The organism is Vibrio tarriae, from assembly GCF_002216685.1.
GTDB lineage: Bacteria > Pseudomonadota > Gammaproteobacteria > Enterobacterales > Vibrionaceae > Vibrio > Vibrio tarriae.
On record NZ_CP022353.1, the window covers coordinates 1,476,402 to 1,492,831 of the forward strand.

Annotated in this window: 16 protein-coding genes; 3 read left to right on the plus strand and 13 right to left on the minus strand. The window is 48.1% G+C overall.

Translation table 11 applies throughout. From position 1 onward, the window contains the following. Positions 1-33 precede the first annotated feature (33 nt). The gene (locus CEQ48_RS12365) at positions 34-1,128 is read right to left on the minus strand and encodes a TRAP transporter substrate-binding protein (protein WP_001995160.1); all 1,095 of its coding nucleotides are present in this window, start codon (positions 1,126-1,128) and stop codon (positions 34-36) included. Positions 1,129-1,513: 385 nt separating this feature from the next. Continuing rightward, on the minus strand, positions 1,514-1,912 hold the full coding sequence (locus tag CEQ48_RS12370; RefSeq protein ID WP_181710881.1) for a hypothetical protein: 399 nt from the start codon (positions 1,910-1,912) through the stop codon (positions 1,514-1,516). A 172-nt stretch (positions 1,913-2,084) separates the two neighbouring features. On the opposite strand from CEQ48_RS12370, the gene CEQ48_RS12375 reads away from it, so the two are divergent. Then, positions 2,085-2,759: a DUF2982 domain-containing protein gene (locus CEQ48_RS12375; protein WP_198301282.1), complete on the plus strand. Its 675-nt coding sequence runs from the start codon at positions 2,085-2,087 to the stop codon at positions 2,757-2,759. Here the strand turns inward: CEQ48_RS12375 and CEQ48_RS12380 are convergent. The 10 genes from CEQ48_RS12380 to CEQ48_RS12425 all read right to left on the minus strand — a co-directional run bounded on the left by CEQ48_RS12380 (position 2,753) and on the right by CEQ48_RS12425 (position 13,622). Continuing rightward, positions 2,753-3,409, minus strand: a complete 657-nt coding sequence (locus CEQ48_RS12380; RefSeq protein ID WP_089071452.1) for an MBL fold metallo-hydrolase — start codon at positions 3,407-3,409, stop codon at positions 2,753-2,755. The two genes, CEQ48_RS12375 and CEQ48_RS12380, sit on opposite strands and share 7 nt — an antisense overlap. A 63-nt stretch (positions 3,410-3,472) precedes the next feature. Further along, positions 3,473-4,021: a peptidoglycan L,D-endopeptidase MepK gene (gene mepK / locus CEQ48_RS12385; RefSeq protein WP_001195150.1), complete on the minus strand. Its 549-nt coding sequence runs from the start codon at positions 4,019-4,021 to the stop codon at positions 3,473-3,475. Positions 4,022-4,166: 145 nt separating this feature from the next. Beyond that, positions 4,167-5,738 (minus strand): L,D-transpeptidase family protein, encoded by a 1,572-nt coding sequence (locus tag CEQ48_RS12390; RefSeq protein WP_198301283.1) that lies wholly within the window; start codon positions 5,736-5,738, stop codon positions 4,167-4,169. A 249-nt stretch (positions 5,739-5,987) separates the two neighbouring features. Continuing rightward, on the minus strand, positions 5,988-7,061 hold the full coding sequence (locus CEQ48_RS12395) for a DUF1513 domain-containing protein (protein WP_198301297.1): 1,074 nt from the start codon (positions 7,059-7,061) through the stop codon (positions 5,988-5,990). Then, complete coding sequence (locus CEQ48_RS12400) at positions 7,051-8,058, minus strand: imelysin family protein (protein ID WP_089071455.1); 1,008 nt, start codon at positions 8,056-8,058, stop codon at positions 7,051-7,053. The genes CEQ48_RS12395 and CEQ48_RS12400 overlap by 11 nt, the downstream gene beginning before the upstream one ends. Positions 8,059-8,067: 9 nt before the next feature. Then, on the minus strand, positions 8,068-9,453 hold the full coding sequence (locus CEQ48_RS12405; protein ID WP_089071456.1) for a di-heme oxidoreductase family protein: 1,386 nt from the start codon (positions 9,451-9,453) through the stop codon (positions 8,068-8,070). Between the two features lie 333 nt (positions 9,454-9,786). Beyond that, positions 9,787-11,049: an imelysin family protein gene (locus CEQ48_RS12410; RefSeq protein ID WP_198301284.1), complete on the minus strand. Its 1,263-nt coding sequence runs from the start codon at positions 11,047-11,049 to the stop codon at positions 9,787-9,789. Positions 11,050-11,228: 179 nt separating this feature from the next. Then, positions 11,229-11,879, minus strand: a complete 651-nt coding sequence (locus tag CEQ48_RS12415) for a GTP cyclohydrolase II (protein WP_089071458.1) — start codon at positions 11,877-11,879, stop codon at positions 11,229-11,231. A gap of 170 nt (positions 11,880-12,049) precedes the next feature. Next, positions 12,050-12,226: a hypothetical protein gene (locus tag CEQ48_RS12420; protein ID WP_089071459.1), complete on the minus strand. Its 177-nt coding sequence runs from the start codon at positions 12,224-12,226 to the stop codon at positions 12,050-12,052. Positions 12,227-12,407: 181 nt separating this feature from the next. After that, the gene (locus CEQ48_RS12425; RefSeq protein WP_089071460.1) at positions 12,408-13,622 is read right to left on the minus strand and encodes a sugar efflux transporter; all 1,215 of its coding nucleotides are present in this window, start codon (positions 13,620-13,622) and stop codon (positions 12,408-12,410) included. A gap of 249 nt (positions 13,623-13,871) precedes the next feature. Here CEQ48_RS12425 and CEQ48_RS12430 point away from each other — a divergent pair, with 249 nt between their 5' ends. Continuing rightward, complete coding sequence (locus CEQ48_RS12430; RefSeq protein WP_089071461.1) at positions 13,872-14,771, plus strand: helix-turn-helix domain-containing protein; 900 nt, start codon at positions 13,872-13,874, stop codon at positions 14,769-14,771. 24 nt (positions 14,772-14,795) lie between these two features. Here CEQ48_RS12430 and trhO read toward each other — a convergent pair whose 3' ends face one another. Beyond that, positions 14,796-15,779, minus strand: a complete 984-nt coding sequence (gene trhO, locus CEQ48_RS12435) for an oxygen-dependent tRNA uridine(34) hydroxylase TrhO (protein WP_181717629.1) — start codon at positions 15,777-15,779, stop codon at positions 14,796-14,798. A 438-nt stretch (positions 15,780-16,217) separates the two neighbouring features. Between trhO and cspE the strand changes: the two genes are divergently transcribed. Then, complete coding sequence (gene cspE / locus CEQ48_RS12440) at positions 16,218-16,430, plus strand: transcription antiterminator/RNA stability regulator CspE (RefSeq protein ID WP_000066841.1); 213 nt, start codon at positions 16,218-16,220, stop codon at positions 16,428-16,430.

Below are 16,430 nucleotides of genomic sequence, written 5' to 3' on the forward strand. Positions count from 1 at the left end.
TTCTTGGGCTTCCTGCACACGCAGTTCAGCTTATCATTGTGATTCGCTATTGAGGTAGGCTCGCAGTGAAATATCTGTCCAACTACGTGTTTGTTTTAGATAGTTGGCTTGCGATTCTTGGATCTCTTTGGCCAGTGGATCTTCTGCCGCGTGTTTCGCCAGTAGTCGGTCGTTAACCTCACGCAGGGCTTTAATCACAGGCGCTGGAAAGGTCTTCACTTTTACATCTGGGAACTCTTGGGTAATCGAAACCCAGTTTTTGCCACTTTCATGAACTGATTGAACATACATGTCGTAAGCAGCAGTGCGCATCGCAACACGTAAGATTTCACGCAGATCTTCAGGCAATTTATCCCACGTCTTTTGGTTGACTAAGAATTGCAGCTCAGTTGCTGGCTCATGCCAACCGGTGTAGTAATAAGGTGCAATCTTGTGGAAACCCATACGTAGGTCAAGTGACGGCCCAACCCACTCTAGCGCATCAATCGTGCGACGCTCGAGCGAGGTGTATAGCTCTCCCGGTGCAATGTTGGTGGGTTTGGCACCGAGCTCCGCTAACACTTCTCCGGCAAAACCGGGAATGCGCATTTTCAGCCCTTGCAGATCTTCAACGCTGTTGATCTCTTTTTGGAACCAACCGCCCATCTGCACGTCGGTGTTACCACCGGGGAATGAGAGCATATTGTGTGGAGAGTAAACCTTCTCCATCAGTTCCATACCACCACCGTGGTAGAACCATGCGTATTGCTCGCCCGTCGTCATACCAAAAGGCATAGAGGTAAAATACAAAGTGTTCGGAACTTTGCCTTTCCAGTAATAAGACGCGGAGTGTCCCATGTCGTATTGGCCCGATTTCACCATATCAAACACACCCAGTGGCGCTTTATGTTTGTTGGCAGAATCAATGCGAATTTGTAAACGGCCATTGGACATTTTCTCCGCCATTGCCGCCATATTCTTTGTGGTGTCGCCGAAGATTGGGAAGTTAGGTCCCCATGTCTCAGCCAGTGTTAAACGGTAAACTTTCTCTTCTGCAAAAGCGGAAGTTGTGAACAGCGCAACACCCGCCGCAATAAGCAGCACGCTTCGCTTCATAACTCGTGATACAGATTGATGAATCAGACTCATGGTTTGACGTCCTTGGTTATCCATACCTGCGCACCCTGCAACAGGCTCGTCAACAATGTGGTCGATATTCGTAAGACAAGAAATCGGCGAGACCACGCAGCCAAGTAACACCCCAACCGCACGACTTAGCCATTCGTCTTAAGTATTACTACGTATGACAAAAACAAAATCTATTGAAAAACAAAATGATAAAGAAAGATTAATGAATATATGATAGGAAAATACGTAGTCATTTCTACGTGAGAGGATTTTAAAGAAAAGAGTAAAAAATGTGACAAAGGCATAGCTATCACTTACAAGACGAAAACAGCTCAAGTGAACTAGGAGCCAGTAGACACCTGGGTCAGCAGTAGTAAAGCTCCGATAACGGAGCTTTACTTAGAACTTATACCGCCAGAGTGTAAGTCACTTTATTGCCGACTTGGTTTTTCTCAACCAGCTTTTCATCGAGCAGTTTTTTTAGCGCGCCCGCGGCCCATGCAGAAGCTTTCGCTTCCTCTTGGCCTGCAAGCAAACCAATCGCTTTGGGGTTAATCCCCTCAACTGCGCCACGCACAATCTCAAGGACTTGCTGCTGTTTTGGCGTCAGTTGACAAGCCACCGTTGGCGTTGCCGCTTGCTCAGATTGGTGTGCCGAAAGGGCCTTTGAGTGCACGGATTGCGCAGGTTGCTGCACAGAGGTGCTCGATTTTACCGTCACTTTTACCGTGGCAAGGTTAGCAACGATCGCTTTAATGCGTTTTTGCAGCTTAGCCTGCACTTTACGCTTATGAGCTAGTCTCATCGGGTCGGTCTCCATTTCACTGCCCAAAGGCAGTCATAAAATTTTGAAGCGCGCTTTATAGCAAATTACGTTCGACGTTTGTAGGGATGAGGTCAAGTTCTCGGCGACAAATGATCTTTAGCCCGCTTAGATGACTATAATTTGGGCGACACGGCCAAAGAGTGAGAAGGGCATGCCCACTTTGCAACTATACAATCATCAGATCCATTTCACGCCTTTCGTGATAAAGGGACTGTTAGCCTTGGCTGGCCTTATCACTTTGGTAGTCATTGGCATCGCCGAATCCCTTTTGCAAGCCGTGGTCGGAATACTCGCGCTCATGGCTTGGGCAGGCATTGCCTACTGGTTGATGTTAAAAGGACAAGTGGCTTACACATTAACGGCAACCCATCTACAGCAGCATTTTTATCAAGGCGGTTGGGTGGTGAAATGGAATAATATCAGCCAGATTGGTGTATGCAGTTACGATCGGGAAGGCTGGCATCAACCTCTACCTTGGGTTGGCATTCGTCTTAAACATTACGCGCCCTACCTCAACAGTATTTGCCCTCGCTTATCGACTCAACTGTTGCTCAGTCAACGCGCCTTACTCTATCTCGGTGCTCAACAAAAAGCGCGGCATCATCAATTTGAAGATCTGGTATTGGACTCCACCCCCTATGTGGACGCCGAGGGTAAACAATACACTGGACTGCAAGCCATGCTGGCCAATCGAATGCAGTATCAACGAGACTTCTTTGGTTACGATATTTTTATTTCAGAGCAGGACTTGGATCGCAGTGCGGAAGAGTTTGTCGGATTGGCTCGGCGCTATCTTGCCGCTGCCGAGCCAGTGGATCTTCAGTAGAGCGGCATTTCGTCCGCGACAAATGGGTTGCTGGCACGTTCACGGCCAAAGGTAGATTGGGGGCCATGACCGGGGATGAAGGTGACATCGCTGCCAAGCGGCCAGAGTTTATTTTTGATAGACCCAATCAGAGTATTGAAATCCCCTTGCGGGAAATCCGTACGGCCAATACTGCCGTTAAACAGCACATCACCCACAAACGCCAAACGTGCCGCTTCACTAAACAGCACAACATGACCTGGTGTATGTCCGGGAGTATGGATAACTTGCAGAGTTTGCTGACCAAAGCGGATCACATCACCATCATCGAGCCACTCATCAGGTTCAAAGGCTTCCGTAAGCGGAAAGCCAAACATTTTACTTTGCCCTTCGAGCCCTTGTAGCCAGAAATTATCCGCTTTGTGCGGCCCGACAATCTGAGTTCCACCGAGAGCTTGCGCCAGTGACTGCGTACCACCAACGTGATCAAGGTGACCATGAGTCAGTACCAGTTGGGTTACTTTTACGCCTAGCTCCGCGATCAACATCGCGAGCTGTTTCACATCACCACCCGGATCCACCACTATGCCTTCCATGGTTTCATCACACCACACGATAGAGCAGTTCTGAGCAAAGGCCGTAACAGGCACCACCTGATATTGTAAAGACATAAACCTATCCTGTCTGATTCTTAACTGGCAGGCACTATGTCATTAACGCCCGCCTTTGACAAGTTAGGCACCGACCCATTGGCGTACAGGGCCAGTATCTATGTGGATAAATTGGCTTTTCGGATAGTAACCAACACCACCCGCTTGCAAACTGATCGCCGCTTCACGAATTTTCTTTAGCGACACGCCATCCAAACGGAAATCGATGGCCTGCCCAGACATGTGGTAACTTTTCTTGGCCACGCCTTTTGATTTACTGCGTAGCTGCTTGTTAGTCGCGGGAGAGCGGTAACCAGAGACAATATGCACTTCGGCTTGAGTGCCAAGTAGCAATTGGATTTGGCACAGTTGATCAAACAGCAGCTTATCCATGGCATGCACTTCGTCACGACGAAAATCACGACATAAATGATTCAGCCGTTTCAATTCGGAACGAACATAATTTTTGCCATTGAAATAGCGCGTTTCAATGCTTTCGCCTGTGTGTAAATTACTGAGTGCCAATTCTCTTGGCTTGGCGGCATAACTCGCGAACGCGATGCTGGGCGTACAGGCGGCTAAAATTAATCCGCCCGCAGTCAGTTTTAAAAAATCTCGACGTGTTGTTTGCACTTTAATCACCTACCGAACTGGGCTCCATCGATACGGAAAGTACCGGACTCTGGGTTCGATATCAAATGCATAAAACGTGCTAACTATCACTATTTCTGGAGATAAACTCGCTTATTCCTTGAGCAGCAAAGGAAAATATCCGCTGTCAAATTTTAGTCAATTTTGGAGACGCGTCACCATTGCCGAGTGCTAGAGCATCATAGTGATAAATATCATCACGATAATGCAGTACACCTTCTTCATACCAAACGGTCTGATAGATGATATGGACTGGAATGCGCTTTTTGAGCGCAATCGCTTGGGTGCTCACTGGAAAATCGTCGAGCGTAATGCCCTGATTAGCGAGTAAGGTTTGCGCAAACTTTTCAGCGTTTTCTACCCGAATACAGCCAGAACTGAACGCCCGAGACGCGTTATTAAACAGATGCTTGCTCGGCGTATCATGCAGATAGATAGCGCGTGAATTGGGCGTATTAAACTTATAGGTCCCAAGCGCATTTTGCACGCCTGCCTGTTGGCGCAGACGGTATGGGAAGGTTTCCGGTTCAACGGCTTCCCAATCAATCAGCGCAGGATCAATCACTTCTGGATCGTTCCAACCACGAATGATTTCCATATGATGATTGGCGAGATACTCACTATCACGTTTCACCATTGGTAGGATGTCTTCCACCATGATTTTATGCGGCACATTCCAAGTTGGATTGATGATCAGTGAATCGAGTTTGGTATTCATCACCGGTGTCGGTCTGGTGGTTTTGCCCACCACGACCTTGGCTTCAAAAACTTCGCGTCCGGCATCCCAATACTTCATATCAAAACCGGGCACATTGACCACAATCATGCTGTCTTGCTGGGTTTGCCATAAGCGGATCCGCTCTGCATTAAGCGCTAATAAGGCAAGGCGCTCAGTTACGGATGTGTTCAACCATTTCATGGTTTGTGGGCCAATCACGCCATCAGGCTGCAAGCCATGCATCTTCTGAAACTGCTTGATCGGTTTTTCAAGGGAGGCGTCGTAATAGGCCACATTATTCAAGATGGATGTGGTATCCAGATTCACCAAAGCTAAACGCTGTACTAAAGCTTCACGGTGGCTTAATGGGTCACCCGGACGCTTAAGCCGCTCCATCTGCTCGTATAGAGCCACCTCATTAAACTCAATGCTCGAGAGTGATTGATACGCCTGCAGCAGTTGTTGATAAGCAGGGTCTTGTGGGGTGTATTCATCCATTAAGCGAGCGAGCGACTGGTTACCGATCGCCATATGCAAAGCCAGTTGCGCCTCTTCACTCGGCGGAGCAAGAGGTTGATCAAGTTGACCTTCAAAAAACCAAGCAATACCGATTTTTGGTGCCAGCTCAGCATAGCTGAGGTATTGCAGTAAAGTGTCGGTCGCTAACACATCATACTCATGCCATCTATCTTGCTGACGATAGCTTTTGAGCGCGAAAAGTTGTCGGCTAAACAAAGGACTGAAACTCGCACGGTGAATCACCTCAAGCTGAGCTTCAAAATGGTTCGCCGTGGCAAGATCGCTCCACAGTAACTGATCATTATTACTGTGATAGATTTGCTCAACCAAAGCCGGATTGGTGATCTGTTCATTGACCGGCGAAGTGCTATCAATCCACCCCAATTCAACAAAACGCTGGGTGGCAGAACATGGAATAACAAAGAATAACAATGCGATAGCGGCAACGACTCGGCTTTTCATCAAAACACCCTACTGGCTGAAGATGCAGTAAGTATGGCAAAACTCAGCCGCAAAATTAAGCTATTGGTAGGACTATTTTCACTCGTGTCTCATCTTTATCGTCGGTCGTTCTATCCCCAAACGAATGAGCGTTGCAGGGCGACGGCAAGCAAGTCGGTGGCAAGTACGTTCATCCCCATAAGCCCAGAGAGACTATGAGGTGAACAAAGGTGGCCAACGCCGCTGCCACGTCAAGTAGGAGGCTTATGCCTAGATCGCTGACCAATGGTTGTCCCACATCACATTGCTCATATGCGATTGCGAGAGCTCAGGTGCAGATTGCAAAATGATCTTGCCCGACCCCGAACTGATTTGAAAAGCACCATGGCGAACAACCACACCGGAAGCGTCGGCTAAAGCGGCTAATTCCACCAATTCGCCCGTGGCTTTTGACCAGATCCCATAGCAATTCCCGGGGGGAGAGGTGGCAAGAATCCACTCATCGGTCGCCGCAATACTGGCGATATAGTGATTAAAACGCGCCCACTGCTCAGGCTCTGCTTGTAATGGCTTAAGCGGACCTGTCCCCGTGTGCATGGCAACTAATGAAGGATAATCGTCTGGCTGGCCGCGATATTGCTGACCACACAGGACTGTGTTATCCCCATCATGAGCCAAATGACGAATGCTCAGATGGCGATCAGGTAAAGTGATTTGCTCCAGTACCTCACCTTGCGCTGAGAGATAAGTCAAACTCGGCTGCATACTCTCTAGATTTAACGGCTCACGGCCCAAAGTGTGGACACCACCGACCCCCACGACTAAGCGACCATCGGCCATCAAGATCACTTCGTGAGGACCAATCCCAAAACCGCTCCATTCCGCGACTTTTTGATAGTAGTGAGTCACATCATAAACGCCTATCACACCACGACTGGTTTTCTGCTCCCCTTCCGTGGCATATAAGTAGCGGCCATCATGTGAATAGACACCATGTCCGTAGTAGTAACGCTGCGTATCGGCGGGACGCAGCACAATTTGCTGCGCCGTTTGATAATCAAACACCGACATAAACTGACCGGGGCGGCGAGCAAAAGCCACCGCATGCGGCAACCTTGGGTGAATGGCAATACCATGCCCTCGAGCAGGTAAGGCAAGTTTACCGACCGCCTGCCCAGCGTTATCTGCCATCACTACACTAAAGCGTTCTCGCCCTTCTATTGCACAGCCAATCAAGGCTGGCTGGGGCGATCGCGCAGAGCTACAACCGCTGATTAGCCAAGGTGTCGTGCAGCCAAAAAGCGCCACTTGCAATAAGTGGCGACGTGTTGCATCAGTCACCATCGGTTGCATTAAACCCTATGACCACACCCAGTCCCACAGCCACTTCGTCGTGCAGCAGATAGTTCAATTGCTCGAGCTTGTCGCGCAAAACTAAACCCTCGCGATATCCCGCTTTGGTTTGCAGCAAATCAAACAGGCTTGCATGCTGCGGCCAAGTTTCGATAATCCCAGCCAACTGCGTGGTGACGCGATCCGCCGTGGCATTCATACCTTGTTGGCGCAGCATCGCATCCATACCTTTGCCATCGGCAAGGTATAACGTTTGAATTGCCAATAAGTTGTAACGCATATTGCTCAGCGAGGTTTTCGAGCGCCACGACTCTGAGAAATAAGGCCGCGGCTGACCAATGTTGGCCAGCGGCCGATTGAGCTTAGAGAGCGTGAACTCCAACTGATTGGAAAGCATCGCGATGTACTCCGCACGCCAAGTGCGATCATCCAAGGTTTGCCATGGGTTTTCTTGCCAAGCTTTGGCAATATGAGTGGCATTACGCTGCACAGTCGCGCTGATGGCCATCGCGGCTGGACAAGCTTGCTGCGGTGCCGTCAACAAAGGCGATGCGCTATCGAAAATGAGCCATTCCAATGCCCCCAACCCTTGTACTGCGACACTCTGTTTTGCAATATCGTCGACTTCCCATACTGGCGGTTTGGCGAGTAGCTGCTTCATTTTATGCCCAGTCGTGTCTTTTTTATCTGGCCAAAACTGCATATTCCAGCTCAAATCTAATGCGGCACTCGGCCCACGCTGCTGTCCTTGTAAGGCCATCCAACCTTGCATGCTGGCTTGCCACTCTTGCTTCAGTGGTGATATATCCGTCGTCGGCGCTTGGCAATAGTGAGCCATACGCTGCTGTAACTGCTTGGTTTGCTGAGCGAGAATGTGGGCATATTCACGCTCTAGCTCGAAGACCGCTTGGCTAGGATGCTCCATGTCTGGAGCACTCTGACACGCCGCCAGCAAAGACACTGCTAGCAGAGTCACTGTTTTTTTCATCCTTCTCTCCTAGAGTGAATTCAAAAATGCCACTAGCGCGTCACGCTGCGCTTTATCAAACTGCAGTACCTTATCGCGGCTCGCCTGCGCTTCACCGCCGTGCCACAGCACTGCTTCCAGCACATTTCGCGCACGGCCATCATGCAAGAAATAGGTGTGGCCATTGACTTCTTGGGTATAACCTATCCCCCACAAAGGGGCAGTACGCCATTCACGCGCAGATGCCAAGGCCTCTGGACGACCATCACTCAAGCCTTCCCCCATATCATGCAGCAGCAGATCGGTGTACGGCTGAATACGCTGCCTGGAAAGCGCAGGACGCTCAGCCAGCTCTTGCGTCAAAACATCGGTTTTGTGACAAGATTGGCAACCCGCTTGAGCAAACAGTTTCTCCCCCTGTTGTACCTGTGGATCTTGCACGTTTCGACGCACAGGCACTGCCAAGTGCTGAGCATAAAACTCGACGAAATCCAGAATGTTATCGCTCACTTCTGGTGAGCCGCCATTCGGTAAATCACGGCAGAGTGTCTGTCTTTCGGTGCAGTTTTCTTGCGGAAAGAGATGGCTGGTTAATCCCAGATCGCCATTAAAGGCGGCCGCATTTTGCTGCATGATGTTGGGTTGGCCCGCTTTCCAGCCAAAACGGCCAATCGCCATTTCGCCAGTGCGTACATCGAGCACTTGGTTAACGCGGCCGGAAATTCCATCGCCATCGCGATCCTCAGGGTCAGCCCACTGTAATAAGGTCGCATCCGGGATCGCTTCTAACAGTCCAAGTCCAATCATCGGCGGCGCAACCCGCGCCGACATTTGCACATCTGGCTGCATCTCACCATAAGCGAGATCCAAAATCTTTAGGTTCGGTTTCCGAAGTGCCACAGGAGTACCATCGGCAAAAGTGACAACCACTTCATCATACGTAATGTGGATTCGCCCTTCTGGTTTTTGGTCGGGTAGCGAAAAATCTTGTAGCTGCCCGCCATAAGTCGGTTCTGGCACTACGCCATTGACCGCATAGATGGCTTTTTGCTGCTCAGTGACTGCGGGAATACTCAAACGCACCAGCATGGAAACTGCTTGGGTGTCATTAGGCTCTGGTGGGTGTCCGCGCCCGTCTTTAATGTGGCAGTTTTGGCAGCCATTGGTATTAAAAAGAGGTCCTAGTCCGTCGCGCGCATCCGTCGAAGCGGGAGCGGGAACCCAAGGATTGCGGAAAAAGCTGTTACCAACACTAAAATCAAGGCGTTTCGCCATCGGCAAATTCGCGGCCGGCATCGAAAACGCATTGGCTCCCTCTTTCGTGGTACTGGTTTCCCCACCCGATTTAATCTCTGTTGCCAAAGCAAAGTTGCTCAAGGCGCTCGTGAGTAATAACAGAGATAAAGACGACTTCATGACATGGTTCCTGTAAAAAAAACGACCCAATCCCTGATTCCCTTTACCGTATATACCCAAACGACTTGGAGTTGCAGGTAGGCGGCAAGTGAGTCCATCCCCATGAGCATAGATACACTATGTGATTGGGGTGAACGAACGTAGCCAACACCGCTGCAGCTTCAATTAGGAAGGCTATAAGTAGCCGCGGAATTGACGCTGCATACCAAACTATTGAGGAATTATCATCGACGTAAAGCGATATTGGGTTTTATTGCAAAAATAAGTTATCCCTTTCTTCATGCATAACCCAAAGGCCATTGCGCGAAGAAAGGGATGAGGACAGTGACGAGATTAAAACTCGTGATCTGCTGTATCCGGGTTTAGATTATCGATCCCGATGATGCCTGCCGCGCGCTCAATCGAACCCGTTTGCGCGACGAGCGCCATAATGGCTTGATTGATAATCGCATGCCCTGCCGCGTTATCTGCCGCGATCAGTTGATCAAAGTGCTGGTTATTTTTTTCAGCTGCCGTGACTAACTCACCCACTTGCGTGCGCGCCACTTCAAACTGTTGCAGGATCTCTTTTGCCGCATTGGCATCTTTCTCTGCAACCAATTGGTACAGACTTGGGCCTTTTAACTCAGAACCATCGGCGCGAGTGTAGCTACCCGTGTAGATATTGTAGATACCCTGCTCGTTGTAGTAGTGCGAGTTATGCGTGTTGTCTGAGAAACAGTCGTGCTCATCTTCGGTTGAATTCGCTTCAAGCGCGACTTTCATGCGTTCCCCCGCTAGCTCACCCAAAGAAAGAGAACCCATCCCAAACAGCATCTTACGCAAGCCATTCTCACTCGATTCACTCAACAATTGCTGACGAGAGTTACCTTTTTCACCACTCGCCCACTGCTTCTCCATCCACTCAAGATCGGTCACCAAAAGTTGCGCGGCTGCTTTGAGGTATTGTGCACGGCGATCACAGTGATTATTGGTACAGGCTTTGCCTTGCAGATAATCCGTGTATGAACGAGCACCCGCCCCCACTTTCGTGCCGTTTAAATCTTGTCCCCACAACAGAAATTCAATCGCGTGGTAGCCCGATGCCACGTTGGCTTCAGAGCCACCGATTTCGTTGAGGCTGGCCAGCAGTTCAGGCGTGATCTCTTTCACATCGACTTTCATTGCGCCAATGGTCAGTGCAGTATTGGCAATGATATTGGCATTTGCGCCTTCATTGCCCAGTTCATGTTGATAACTTCCTGCCACATAATCGATCAAACCTTCATCTAGCGGCCACGCGTTCAACTGACCTTCCCAGTCATCGACAATCGCGTTACCAAAACGGAACACTTCCGATTGTTGATAAGGCACACGCGCCGCCAACCACGCTTGTTTCACTTCTTCCAGACCTTGTGCGGTCGGAGCTTGTAAGAAACGGTCGATGGTTTTTTGCAGTTGCTGCGCAGTCACACGTGAATCGGCATAAACGGCATGCGCGATATCGGCATAATGTTCAACCACTTGAGTTTGAGTCGTGGCGGCTGCAAAACTACTTGAAGCACTGAGTGCAAGTGAAGCCAGAATGGTAGAAGAAAGAATAGACTTAACGTTCATGGAGCATCCTTGTTGAGCTTGATATGAATTGCAAATTATTATCATTTATTATTTCATTGCAGATAATACAAATTTACAATTTTTTTTCAACTTGAACACACAAAAAACCCCACAAGTGTGGGGTTTAATAACATGCGATATTATCGGCAGTAACGCGAATCTATTTATAAAACTGAAGGTTACAGTTTGAGTTGATGCTTGCCGTGTGAAACTTTGGCTTTCAGGTAATTTTCATTACCATCTTTGATATGTGCCGAGGTATGAACTACTTCGACAATCTCAATGCCATGCTCTTTTAACTCACGGATCTTTTTCGGATTGTTCGTCACCAAACGGATCTTCTTCACCCCCAAGGCTTGTAGCATTTGCGCGGCTTCCGTAAAGTCACGCAGATCATCCCCAAAACCGAGATGATTATTGGCTTCATAAGTATTCATGCCCTGACTTTGCAAGCGATACGCATCAATCTTGTTGTACAGACCAATGCCCCGCCCTTCTTGACGTAAATACAGAATGATGCCGCCTAACTGTCCCATGCGAGTAATGGTTTCTTCTAGCTGTTCACCACAGTCACAACGAGAGGAATGGAAAACATCGCCTGTTAAACACTCCGAGTGCATACGCACAAGCGGAGCTTCTTGGATGGTATCCGCTGATTTGAAAATCACTGCAACGTGTTCTTTGTCTGATTGCAGTCCATGAAATGACAGGATTTCTGCGTCAATATTGCTTTTCGCACCGACTTTTAAATCGACTCTGGCTCTTACTTCCGCCATGTTTGCACTCACTTGAATCTTTGTAACGGGATGCACGTTTCTCAACATTTGCATAACTTGTCTCTACTAGTGACCTAACTATGAGGGCTGATACCCCTTTTTTCAAAGAAAAGATCACTCGAAGGCTTAAATTGTTATGTTATAACAAATGCCTTTTTGAGCAACAAAAAACCCAACCATATTGGGTTGGGTTCGTTCAGATATCAAAATAGGGATGAAAATAATCAGTTTTGTGACTTCTTCCAGACGCACAACTCAATCCAGATTTGCTCTAATTGGCGTAACTCTTCATCGGTTAATACCGAGAGTGTCGGTTTTGATTGTGGCGCCGAATGTGCTTGCAACGCGCTCAACTGCGCGTAAAACTCTTTCTTCAGCTGGGTAACAACAAAATTGTCCACCTACTCTCTCCACAATTTCATCCATTTCTTAAAAAGAATACCTTCTTTCATAATTATTTCTTATCACGCAATAAGATATGGAAGTATGGTCACATAATTTTTACACTTTAGAGAATAATTACGCAGCAAACTCCTTGGTTAACACCTAGCCGATCTCAAGGCCGCGCATTTCTCTCTGTCCTTAACTGACCGATACCCCACTTTGCACCGCTTCGGTTGGCATTGCTCTACGCTGCAGTTGACTAAACAACACCAACAGCAGCAAAGCACTGAATGCACCGGTTAAAGAAACATACAAGGTGCTGAAGTAGTTATAAAACTCACCGACCACGCCGACCGATAAGCTCGCCACTAAAGTGCTGATACTGAGCATGCTCGAAAACAAGGTGGAAGCGGTGCCTAATCGGTCTTGCATCATATCTTGCAGCACCACCATGCCTAGCGTCGCGCACACACCGATAAAAAAGCCATTGAGCACTTGCGCTATCATCATGGCGACAAACCCTGTGTGGGTCAGCATCACACCGTAAAACAAGATGCCGCTGGTGATCCCAAGCATCAGCAATTTATTCGTGCCCCATCGCTCGGCAAGCTTTCCCGCCATTAACATGACCGGAATTTCACACAACGCGGCCGTGCCAAACAGTACCCCTAACCAGTGTTCAGGCACCATCAATTCACGAGACAGATAGAGCGGCATACTGGTGATATAAAGGTTGTTTGAGCCAAAAGTACATACCAAGGTCACGCAGTACAGTACGATCAATGCACGCTTACGGGGGGAATATTGTCCAAGTTCGACTGGCGTTGTTCCAACGGCTGCGGCGGTTTTCACCCCTGCTGGCAAGAAGCGAGCAATCAGCACTATGCCTAAAAATACTATCAGAGCAGACACCGCAAAGGCGGCATTAAAGCCAAAACTGGCTTTGAGCATAAACGCCGCCGGAGGGCCAAATACCCAAGCAATCGCAATTCCGGCACGCATGGTAGAGAGGAAGGTCGTTTTATCGGTTAAATGCTGATCGGCGTATTCGCGGCCAAGCGCAAAAAGCTGGCCAAATGACGCGCCACTCACGCTAGCAAACAGTACCACCACCATGATGGCGAGACTGTAGCTGCGAATAAACATAAAGCTGACCACAGTGATGAGATAACAGATTAACGAAACCAATAAGATGGTTTTACGCTGCCAATGACGATCTGATTGGCGCGCAAGCCACTGCGAGACGATAACTGAGCTGACGACTGCCAACACCATATACAGGCTCAGTTGCATCGGTGAAGCATCGAGCGCCTCAACAATAAACAGGCTGGAGAGTGGGTAAAAAAACGCTCCGCATAGACCCGTAACCAGTGTCGACATAATAAACAGTAAGGCGGTTTTGTCTCGATACATGCAGTAACCTCATAGCAATATTCGATGGAATCTCCTTCCTACTTGGCAGCGTCGCTTTATCCCTAAACGACTTAGAGCAGCAGGGGGATTATGGCGGCTAGTGTACTGAATCTGGACATGAGTTATTGATGTTATTCGAGCCAGTTCTAATACTATTCAGGCGAAATCACTTGATGATTTGACAGAAAACAAGCCATTCCTCTAGTCTATCGCCACACATTGAGCGCAGGAAAACTCACGTAAATCGTTATGCGACCTTTAATTGAAAATGTGATGAGTGGCATCAGTCAGGATTGGGTATTGCGCGAATTCCACAGCAACACGAATAAAGAAGAGTTTTCTTGTCCTTGGCACTATCACACCGAGTATGAACTGGTGCTCTACCAGAACCCAGATCAACGTTTTGTCGGTAACTATTTTGCAGGTGATGCGATTGGTGGGGTTGAGCACAACACACTTTTACTTTACGGCCCCGGTTTGCCACATATGATTGCGGGTAGACAGCTGATCAATAAAGCCCAAACTCTGCACTCAACGATTATCTGGTTCAAACAAGAGTGGTTAGACAAGCTACAGAGCGTATTGCCTCAAGCTCAAGCTTTGCAACGCTTGCAGCAACATGCCACCTATGGCGTGCGTCTCAGTGAGCAAACCGCTACGCGCGTCGCCGAACTCCTAGCCAATGTCGATCAACAGCCTCACAGTTATCAATCTCTGCGCGTGATTGAGTCCTTACTTGTGATGGCGGACGATCCGCAAGCACAGCGCCTATCCGTTGCGCCGTATTTGGTGACACCACTCGCCAGTAACAGCGACATTCACAAGAAAATTCAGTTGGCGAAACAGTATGTGGAGCAGCACTACGCACAAGCAATAAAAATTACCGACTTATGCCATCACTTACATTTGAGTGAAAGCTCGGCGTATCGCTTATTTGAAAAGCATTATGGGATGAGTTTTTCGGAGCATTTGAAGCAGTTTCGGATCGGTAAAGCGTGCGAGCTTTTAGCCAGTTCTGCGCTGCCGATTGCGTTAATTGCCGAGCGAACTGGGTTTGGCAATTTGTCGAACTTTAACCGCCAATTTAAAACCCTCAAAGCCATGACTCCGAGGGAATTTCGTCAGCGATTTCAAGCAGTGAGTGGGTAGAGACATGCCCCCACTCACGACTCGCTAACCTTTCTGGCCACGCTGCGCCGCTTTGCGCGCCAGCTTTTCCGCGCGGCGTTTTTCAATCAGTGTCGCACTCTCCTCTCCGATATGGCTTTCACCACGCAGTTTCGCTAGCTGGACTTGCTTTTCACGCTCACGGAAACGCTCTAGCTGCTCTTCCGTGTGTGATCCAAAGCAACGCGGACAGCTGACGCCTTGTTCATACTGCTCACTCTGCTTATCTGCCTCTGTGATAGGCAAACGGCAAGCATTACAAATTTGATAGTCACTTTCGGCAAGGCCATGCCCTACCGCAACGCGCCCGTCAAACACATAACAATCCCCCTCCCACAAGCTTTGCTCTTGAGGCACTTCTTCAAGATATTTCAAGATGCCGCCTTCAAGGTGATACACCTCTTCAAAGCCTTGCTCTTTCAAATATGCGGTGGATTTTTCACAGCGGATCCCGCCAGTACAGAACATGGCGACTTTCTTGTGCTTTTGCGGATCAAGGTTTTCCTGCACATAGTGTGGAAACTCGCGGAACGTCTCCGTTTTTGGGTTGAGCGCGTTTTTAAAGGTGCCAAGCTGTACTTCGTAATCGTTTCGGGTATCCACCACCAAGACTTCAGGATCAGAAATCAGCGCGTTCCAATCTTGCGGCTTCACATAAGTGCCCACTACATGACGTGGATCTATGCCTTCTACGCCCATAGTCACAATCTCTTTTTTGAGTTTGACCTTAGTACGGTTAAACGGCGGCTCAGAGGCAAAAGACTCTTTATACACAGTGCCTTTTAAACTCGGTTCGTTTTCTAGCCACGCCAGCAGCGCATCAATCCCTTGGCGAGAAGAAGCGACCGTACCGTTAATGCCTTCTTGCGCCAGCAATAATGTGCCGCGAATGTGGTTCTCTTCCATCAGTGCCAGCAGCGGTGCTCTTAGCTCTTGGTAATGATTGAGCTCAACAAACTTGTAGAGCGCACAGACAACATATTGACTCATGGTATGACCTTTCAAATACAACACCTAGAAATTGGGCGGGCATTATACCCAAGCAAACCGATGACAAATACGGAGTGTTTTTGGGGGTATAACTTAGTTATAAACCGAGCTTATCTTCATCACGAATAATAGTTTTATCGTAGCTAATTGACTAAATTGTGTCTATTTGGATTAATTCTATCTTTAGCCTAACTCAAGACAGAATCTAAGTTAATGATTTTAATGATTAAAAATTTAAAGTGAAGAAATACGTATCTATTGTGTGAACATCGTGTATAGTAGTGCTGGTTTTAATAGTGAGCTATTGATATAAAATTTAGTTTAAGATCTTCTCAGTTTTTTGATTCAGTTTGTTGTCATATCTATCCTGCGATAATTTTTTCTTCATTCCATATTTAGTAGTTTCCATTTCAATTTAATTAATCTATCGAGATATATATGTCTAATAAAACAACTGGTCTAGTAAAATGGTTTAACGAAACTAAAGGTTTTGGATTTATCACCCCTGACAACGGAGGTGCTGATCTATTCGTTCATTTCAAATCAATTGTTAGTGACGGCTTTAAAACATTAGCTGAAGGCCAAAAAGTTGCTTTCAACGTAGAACAAGGTAATAAAGGCCCTCAAGCTGCTAACGTTACTTTGTTATAA

Bases quoted from the DNA above. Each gene is read 5' to 3' on its own strand.
- CEQ48_RS12425 (WP_089071460.1), bottom strand. From the start codon at position 13,622: ATGTATCGAGACAAAACCGCCTTACTGTTTATTATGTCGACACTGGTT.
- CEQ48_RS12405 (WP_089071456.1), bottom strand. From the start codon at position 9,453: ATGAAGTCGTCTTTATCTCTGTTATTACTCACGAGCGCCTTGAGCAAC.
- cspE (WP_000066841.1), top strand. From the start codon at position 16,218: ATGTCTAATAAAACAACTGGTCTAGTAAAATGGTTTAACGAAACTAAA.
- CEQ48_RS12380 (WP_089071452.1), bottom strand. From the start codon at position 3,409: ATGTCTTTACAATATCAGGTGGTGCCTGTTACGGCCTTTGCTCAGAAC.
- CEQ48_RS12370 (WP_181710881.1), bottom strand. From the start codon at position 1,912: ATGAGACTAGCTCATAAGCGTAAAGTGCAGGCTAAGCTGCAAAAACGC.
- trhO (WP_181717629.1), bottom strand. From the start codon at position 15,779: ATGAGTCAATATGTTGTCTGTGCGCTCTACAAGTTTGTTGAGCTCAAT.
- CEQ48_RS12415 (WP_089071458.1), bottom strand. From the start codon at position 11,879: ATGCAAATGTTGAGAAACGTGCATCCCGTTACAAAGATTCAAGTGAGT.
- CEQ48_RS12430 (WP_089071461.1), top strand. From the start codon at position 13,872: ATGCGACCTTTAATTGAAAATGTGATGAGTGGCATCAGTCAGGATTGG.
- CEQ48_RS12395 (WP_198301297.1), bottom strand. From the start codon at position 7,061: ATGGTGACTGATGCAACACGTCGCCACTTATTGCAAGTGGCGCTTTTT.
- CEQ48_RS12375 (WP_198301282.1), top strand. From the start codon at position 2,085: ATGCCCACTTTGCAACTATACAATCATCAGATCCATTTCACGCCTTTC.
- CEQ48_RS12390 (WP_198301283.1), bottom strand. From the start codon at position 5,738: ATGAAAAGCCGAGTCGTTGCCGCTATCGCATTGTTATTCTTTGTTATT.
- CEQ48_RS12365 (WP_001995160.1), bottom strand. From the start codon at position 1,128: ATGAGTCTGATTCATCAATCTGTATCACGAGTTATGAAGCGAAGCGTG.
- CEQ48_RS12400 (WP_089071455.1), bottom strand. From the start codon at position 8,058: ATGAAAAAAACAGTGACTCTGCTAGCAGTGTCTTTGCTGGCGGCGTGT.
- CEQ48_RS12410 (WP_198301284.1), bottom strand. From the start codon at position 11,049: ATGAACGTTAAGTCTATTCTTTCTTCTACCATTCTGGCTTCACTTGCA.